The organism is Clostridioides sp. ZZV15-6598 (assembly GCF_020657705.1).
Classification (GTDB): Bacteria; Bacillota; Clostridia; order Peptostreptococcales; family Peptostreptococcaceae; genus Clostridioides; species Clostridioides difficile_F.
The window spans coordinates 1-8,086 of the sequence record NZ_JAGWCS010000157.1; the positions used below are offsets into that span (position 1 = coordinate 1).

The following is an 8,086-nucleotide window of genomic DNA, read 5'->3' on the forward strand; positions in this document are numbered from 1 at the left end:
TTTAATAACATTGAACCTTATAAAAGATGTACCTATATATATAAAAAAATATATATAAATAAAAATTAAAAAATATACAAAATAAAAAAAGTGAATTAAATATTATTCTAAAAAGACAGAATATTCATTTAAATTCGCTATAAATTTATATTTGTTAAAGAAGGTAACTTTATAATGGAGGTAAGTTGATATGTCAGACAAAGTAAATATTAAAAATGTTATCTGTATTGCAGGTGCTTATTTAGCAACAGCAATAGGTTCAGGATTTGCGACTGGTCAAGAAATACTCCAATTTTTTGCATCCCAAGGATATATGGGATTGATTGGAGCATTAATATCGATGGTACTATTCTCATTTCTTGGTGTTGAAGTCATAACAAGGGGGAGAGAGTTAAAACTTAAAGAACCAACAAGAATTTACACTTTTTATTGTGGAAAGATTCTAGGAAAATTTTATGAATGGTTTAGTCCAATATTTTTATTTGGAATTCTGATAGTAATGATTTCAGGCGCTGGTTCAACTTTAACTGAATATTATGGAATAAATCCTTATTTAGGAAGAGTATTAATGTCTATTGCTGCACTAATCACAGTATCAATGGGCCTTGAAAAATTAGTAAATATACTTGGTCGTATTGGACCAGTAATAGCAGTATTTACTATTGCAGTTGGATTAATAAGTTTATTTAAGCACTTAGATGGATTGCCTGTTGTTGGAGAGGCAATGAAAAATATTGAAGTTACAAAAGCATCAGAAAGTCCAATCGTTTCAGGTGTAATTTATAATACATTAAATATAATTGTAATGATTGTATTTTTAACAGGTATGGGAGCTTCTGTTGAAAATAAAAAAGATGCTTTTTGGGGCGGATTATTAGGCGGAGTAGTTTTTATGACTGCTGGTATAGTTATGTATCTAGCTATGATTTCAGATATAGGTAACCTATATATGAAAGAGATACCATCTCTTTATCTAGCAGATAATATATCTCCTATTGTAGGTGTATGTTTCTCAGTTGCACTTATATTAGGTATCTATACAACTGCTGTTCCACTTTTATGGTCTGTGACTAATAGAATTGTTGAAGACAAACACCCTAAATTTAAATTAGTTACAACAGTAGTAGCTATTTTGGCTTGTATTGGTGGATTTTTACCATTTGGTAAGCTAGTAAATATTTTATATCCATACACAGGTTATATGGGACTTTTAATTTTAGTTTGCATGGTATATAGAGCAATTACATGTAGAGAAAAATCAACTCAAAGTCAGGAGTAAATATAGTTAGTGATAATTGATAGTTGAGAAAATTTCTTAATGTAATACAAATTACAAAAAGTCAAAATAGTTAAATAAATTGCAAATTTTGATAATATAATTAATTAAAATATTGTAGTAGAATATAAATATAAACAAAAATAAATTAAATTTATAAAAATAATTAAATTAAGAAGGGGTGTTATTATGTTAAAAACAACAAGAATTTCAGACCCAGAGTTATACAAAATTGTAGCTGGTGAGTTGATTAGACAAGAGCATAATATCGAGATGATAGCTTCTGAAAGTACAGCACCAACAGAAGTACTTGAATTAAGTGGATGTGTATTTACAAATAAAACAGAAGAAGGTTATCCAGGGGCACGTTTCCAAGCAGGTTCTGAAGAAGCAGATAAACTTGAAAATCTAGCAATAAAACGTGCAAAAGAAATATTTGGAGCAGAACATGTAAATGTACAGCCTTACTCAGGTTCTACAGCTAATTATTGTGTATATTCAGCAATATTAAAACCAAATGATACTGTTTTAAGTATGCGTCTTGACCAAGGGGGACACTTAACACATGGTAGTACAGTAAACTTCTTACATGATATTTATAAATATGAATTTTATGGGGTAGATTCAAATACTGGGCGTATAGATTATGATGCCCTTGAAGCGAAGGCAAAAGAGTGTAAACCAAAACTTATAATTGCAGGGGCAAGTTCATATCCAAGATTGATAGATTATGAAAGAATATCAAATGTTGCAAAAGAAGTAGGAGCTTATTTTATGGTAGATATGGCCCATGTTGCAGGTTTGGTGGCAGCAAAAGTAATTCCTAGTCCTGTACCTTATGCAGATTTTGTTTCTTCATCTACAACAAAAACTTTCTGTGGTCCAAGAAGTGGTATTGTACTTTGTAAAGCTGAACATGCAAAGAAGCTTGATAAAGGTGTTTTCCCAGGAACATTAGGTTCTATACATCTTAACACAGTTGCAGCAAAAACGTTTTCACTATTGTATTTAGGTACAGATGAATTTCGTAAGATAATGGAGCAAGTAGTAGTAAATGCTAAAACTTTGGCAGCTGAACTTATTTCTCATGGATTTAGTATAGTAAGTGGTGGAACTGATAATCATATAGTAATGGTAGATTTAAGAAGTAAAAATTTGACAGGAAAGCAATTTGAAAAGGCTCTTGAATATGTAGGAATAACAGTTAATAAAAATGTTATTCCTGATGACCCACAGTCACCATTTGTAACTAGTGGTGTTCGTATCGGTCTTACATCAATATCTCAGAGAGGTCTTAAAGAAAAAGAAGTTGTACAAATAGCAGGAATAATGAATAAGGTAGCAGAAAATATTGGTAATAAAGAAGTATTAGATGAATGTAAAGTAGAAGCTCAGGAACTTATAGCTAAATTCCCATTATATCCAGAAGGATATTTTGAAGATTAAGCATATCAATTTACGTAGCCCACAATTTATAAAGCCTATAACATAAAACCTAATAATATATAACCACTATAAGGTGTTGATTAATCAACACCTTATTTTTTTTGAAAAGTAATATACAAGCTATTATCAGCATATAATTCTTTATAGATAATTAACAAGGGGGATAAAGTTATGAGGTATTATAATAAACCTACCAAAGAAGTCTTAAAATACTTAAAGACAAATCCAGAAGTTGGACTTGCTGATAATGAGGTAGAAGAAAGGAAGCTTAGATATGGATTAAATGAATTTACGATAAAAGAAGGACGAACATTTTGGGACGAGTTGGGAGAAAGTCTGACAGAGCCAATGATATTAATTCTTCTAGGAGCAGCAGTAATAAGTTCTTTTGTAGGAGAACTACATGATGCATTAGGGATTTTAGGGGCTATTTTTATTGGGATTTCTATAGGTATAATAACTGAAGGAAAATCCAAAAAGGCAGCTCATGCCTTATCGAAATTAACAGAAAATATAGAAGTAAAAGCACTTAGAAATGGTAAGATAATTAAAATATCAAAAGACAATTTAGTTCCTGGAGATATTGTATATATAGAGACTGGAGATATGATACCAGCAGATGGGAGACTTATACAGTCTATAAATTTAAAGCTTAGAGAAGATATGCTTACAGGAGAGTCTGATGATGTAGCTAAAAATGCTGATGCTATATTAGATATGGAGGTAGTTTATTCTAAAACAGAAATAATTGAACAAGATACAATACCTGCAAAGCAAATAAATATGGTATTTGGAGGAACTCTTGTAGCATATGGTAGAGGAATAATGGTTGTTACTTGTATTGGTGATAAGACTGAGATGGGTAAGATAGCACAAAATTTATCAAATGAAGAACAGCAAACTCCTCTACAAATTAAATTAGGTAAGTTAGGTGCTAAAATAGCAGGTATATCAGGTGTAATAGCTACACTATTATGTATGTTTATGATTATACAAATGCAAAGAAGAGGTATGCTAATTTTAGATACAAGCAGTATTTTATCTTTTTTACAATCATTAGAGCCTGCTAAAAATGCATATATGGTTTGTATTGCTTTAATAGTTGCAACAGTACCAGAAGGTTTACCAACTATGATAAATATCACTTTAGCCATAACAATGCAAAAGATGGCAAAGATAAATGCATTAGTAACAAAGAAAGAAGCCTGTGAAACTATAGGTTCTGTCTCTGTAATATGTTCTGATAAGACTGGTACTTTGACACAAAATAAAATGATGGTAGAGGTAGCTTATATTGATGGTAAATATGTAAATAGTGGAGAATATAAGAGTAATAGCTATTTTGAAGAAAATTGTATTGTAAATTCAACAGCAGATATAGAAAAAGAAGAAAATTCATTTAAATATATAGGAAGTGCAACAGAGTGTGCATTACTTTTATACCACAATGATAAAGATTATACTGAAATGAGAAAGCAAACTTATTTAATCTCACAAATACCATTTAGCTCAGAAGAAAAGAAAATGTCAACATTAATTCGTCAAGATGACTCAGATATATTGCTTTCAAAAGGAGCTCCAGAAGTATTATTGAAGAAATGTTCTTACTTACAACAAGGGAAAAATATTGTTCCAATAACTCCAAGAATAGAAAAAAGTATTTTAGATGAAATTAGAAAGTTACAGATTAAATCTATGAGAACCTTAGGATTTGCCTACAAAAAAATGACTAAATCTCGCACAGAAGTAGCAATAACATCAGAAGGAGAATTGAATTTAATAGGAGAACCAAGAGGATATGAAAAAGAAGAAAATTTAATTTTTAGTGGATTTGTAGGAATAGTAGACCCATTAAGAGAAGGGGTTAAAGATTCTATTGATAAAGCTTTTAGTGCTGGAGTAGATGTAAAAATGCTTACAGGGGATAATATCAATACAGCTACTGCCATTGGAGATGAGTTGGGGCTATTAAATGATGGAAAAAAAGCTGTTGAAGCTACTTATATAGATGTGCTTACAGATGAAGAATTAAGAAAAGAAATCAAGGAGATATCAATCGTTGCAAGAAGTAAGCCAGATACAAAAATGAGAATAGTTTCAGCACTTCAAAAGAGTGGAGAAGTTGTAGCGGTGACAGGTGATGGTATAAATGATGCTCCTGCACTTAGTCAAGCAGATGTGGGAATTGCAATGGGTATTTCTGGAACAGAAGTTTCTAAAAATGCAGCTGATATAATATTGACTGATGACAGTTTCAGTACAATAGTAGAGGGAATAAAATGGGGAAGAGGTATATATGAAAACTTTCAAAGGTTTATACAGTTCCAGCTTACTGTAAATATAGTAGCATTTATAATTGCTATAATATCTCAGCTTGCTGGTAAAGACATGCCTTTTACCACAATACAATTATTATGGGTAAACATAATAATGGATGGTCCTCCAGCTCTAGCATTAGGATTAGAGCCTGTTAGAGATTATGTATTGAAAAGAAAACCAATAAATAGACATTCTGGAATAATAGCTAGGTCTATGTCTGTAAATATTATTATAAATGCTATCCTCATGATTACAATTGTATTTACACAATCAGCTTTCAACATACTGGGAGCAACATCAGAAGAACAAGGTACTGTTATATTTTCCTTATTTGCATTCAGTGCCCTTTTTAATGCATTAAATTGTAGAGAATTTGGATTAAACAGCACAATACCAAATTTATTTAAAAATAAATTAGCACTACAGGTAATAGTTGTGACAGGTGTGATTCAAATAATATTTACCCAAGTATTCCAAAGTTTCTTCAATTCAGTGTCACTAGGATTTGATATGTGGATAAAGATAATATTGTTTGCATCAACTATTCTATTGGCAAATGAATTTGTAAAATTATTTCTTAGAACAATAAAAAATGGAAGAAAAGTAAGTATTAACAATAAAAATTAATTTCTAAAATACCGCAAAATCGTATTAATACTACGCTTTGCGGTTTTATTTGTTTTTGTGTAAGTGATTTCAAAATACTATTTATTACTTTTTTGTATGATACATTATTATACTTCAAAAAGATGATTAGCTATTAAAGTGTGGTATTTAGCAACATATTCATGAGATTTAAAGATTATTAGTGCTACTAATTTACTGTCATTAAATGAGTCTTGATATGATGTAAAGAGTCTTGAAGGCGTGAGCTGATAGATATAATTTGAGAAGTATTTGATATGAAATAATAATATATAATATTTCAATGGTAAAGAGTTTCTTTACCAATGTCGCAATATTTATTTTGTCTGATATAATGGTTAAAGAACATTAACGAAACATATTGGAGAGAACTAGAAGAGTAAAGATATAAACAAAAAGTATATCTGAGTATTTAAGTAAGTTAAAAATATGTATGGGTTTAAAAATAGGAATTTTATGAAGGAGTTGCTAAAATTATGATTATATATTTTTCTGGTACTGGTAACAGTGAATATGTGGCAAAAAGAATAGGTAAAGAGCTTCAGGATGAAGTGTTGAATATCTTTGAAAAAATTCGAACTAGAGATTATTCTCATTTAGTATCTGAAAGACCATGGGTTATCGTTGTACCAACTTATGCATGGCGTATTCCACGCATTGTAGATGAATGGTTGATGAAAACAGAATTGGGTGGAAATAAGAATATTTATTTTGTAATGACCTGTGGAGCTGATACTGGCAATGCAGGTACCTATTTGAATAAATTATGCAAAGCAAAAGAGATGAATTACATGGGATGTGCTTCTGTAGTCATGCCAGAAAACTATATTGCGCTTTTCAGTACGCCAAGTAAAGAAGAAGCTTTAGTGACGATTGAACAAGCTGAGCAGAAAATATCATCTACTATACAATGCATTAGAACTGATATAGCATTTCCAGAATCTAAAGCAACATTTAAGGCTAAATTCAGTAGTGGTTTGGTAAATAATATATTTTATCCAATATTTGTTCATTCTAAAAAATTTTATGTGACAGATGATTGTGTTTCTTGTAGTAAATGTGAAAATGTATGTCCACTTGGAAATATACATCTTAATGATGGAAAGCCAAGCTGGGGAAATAATTGTACTCATTGCATGGCCTGTATATGTCGATGTCCAAAAGAAGCTATTGAATATGGTGAACATAGCAAGGGGATGGCACGTTATATTTGCCCAAAGGAAATATAAAAATAAATGATTTAAATTAATTCTGATGTATGTTGATGAGGGTGCTGTAAAAATAGTATATCACATGGATTTTATATAATTGAGTATTAATTTAAAAGACAGTTGATAAATAGTCAACTGTCTTTTTTTATTAATTAAATTAACTAGTTATCATAATTAAATTATAATTAAGTTTATATTATAGATATTTTTCAATTTTACTTTGCTCAATTATACGTTTACCCAACAAGGTAATTGCCTGTCTTGGGCAATTATTAACACAGCGATAACACATAGTACACTGATTTCCTGGGATAGCAGTACCATTTTTCAAGACAATATTTTTCAAACAACATAGATTTACACATTTTCCACATCCAATACATTTGTTAGCATTTATTTTTAATTTGTCTGAATAGTATTTTGTTTTACTACTAAAATATAGTCTTTGCCCAAATAAACCTGCTATATGATATAAAATTCCTATTCCATCTTGTGGTGGAGTTCCATCTTGTAATTTTTTTACAGCATGTTTTATTTTTTGCTCTGCATTTGTTATAAGTTTCCTGTTGTTTTCTAAAGTCTTTTTTAATGCCTTTTCATCAGCAATGCTATCAGGCATTTTTAAATGTAAACCTCCAATAATGACTGCACCATATTTTTTAAGCAAACGAGCCAAGATACCTGCTCCATCTCCACTGAATAGTCCCATTGTTGTAATAATAAAAACTCGCTTGTCTTTCCATAAATTTTTATGATTGATTATAAAGTCTTTTAATATTTTAGGTATGTTGCTGTATTGTGTAGGATAGCTAAATACAATATCTTTATGCTGACTAATTTGATGTAATAATTGCTTATCTTCGATAGAAAATGCTTTTGATGTCATATCATATTCCTGCAAAAACTTTTCTATACAGTATTTTGAATTACCTGTTCCACTGAAATATATTCCTAGCATAATTTTTCTCCAAATTTTAATTTATTGACTTGTTTATTTTATTCTACCATGAGTATATGTAAAAGTCATTTTATAAATAAAAGTTGTCAATTAAGATGTATATAAATAACTAGTATTATGAAAAATATAATAGAGAATTTGTTTATGATATTATTTTATATTTATATGAGTAAGAAATGGTTATAGATTATAATAGTAGAAAGATTGATAAGTGAATGTTAAGTAATAAAT

The 8,086-nt window shown here is 29.9% G+C and carries 5 protein-coding genes; 4 read left to right on the forward strand and 1 reads right to left on the reverse strand.

Annotated features, from left to right (window positions below; genetic code table 11):
* Positions 1–190: 190 nt before the first annotated feature.
* The 4 genes from KGF50_RS18870 (at position 191) to KGF50_RS18885 (ending at position 6,915) form a co-directional block, all read left to right on the forward strand.
* Positions 191–1,279: a hypothetical protein gene (locus KGF50_RS18870; RefSeq protein WP_227849491.1), complete on the forward strand. Its 1,089-nt coding sequence runs from the start codon at positions 191–193 to the stop codon at positions 1,277–1,279.
* A 186-nt stretch (positions 1,280–1,465) separates the two neighbouring features.
* Positions 1,466–2,722: a serine hydroxymethyltransferase gene (gene glyA, locus KGF50_RS18875; protein ID WP_227849492.1), complete on the forward strand. Its 1,257-nt coding sequence runs from the start codon at positions 1,466–1,468 to the stop codon at positions 2,720–2,722.
* A 171-nt stretch (positions 2,723–2,893) separates the two neighbouring features.
* A complete protein-coding gene (locus KGF50_RS18880) occupies positions 2,894–5,668 on the forward strand; it encodes a calcium-translocating P-type ATPase, PMCA-type (RefSeq protein ID WP_227849493.1) in 2,775 nt (924 codons plus the stop codon).
* Between the two features lie 494 nt (positions 5,669–6,162).
* Positions 6,163–6,915: an EFR1 family ferrodoxin gene (locus KGF50_RS18885; protein WP_227849494.1), complete on the forward strand. Its 753-nt coding sequence runs from the start codon at positions 6,163–6,165 to the stop codon at positions 6,913–6,915.
* A 178-nt stretch (positions 6,916–7,093) separates the two neighbouring features.
* Here the strand turns inward: KGF50_RS18885 and KGF50_RS18890 are convergent, their stop codons facing one another.
* A complete protein-coding gene (locus KGF50_RS18890; RefSeq protein WP_227849495.1) occupies positions 7,094–7,855 on the reverse strand; it encodes an EFR1 family ferrodoxin in 762 nt (253 codons plus the stop codon).
* Positions 7,856–8,086 lie beyond the last annotated feature (231 nt).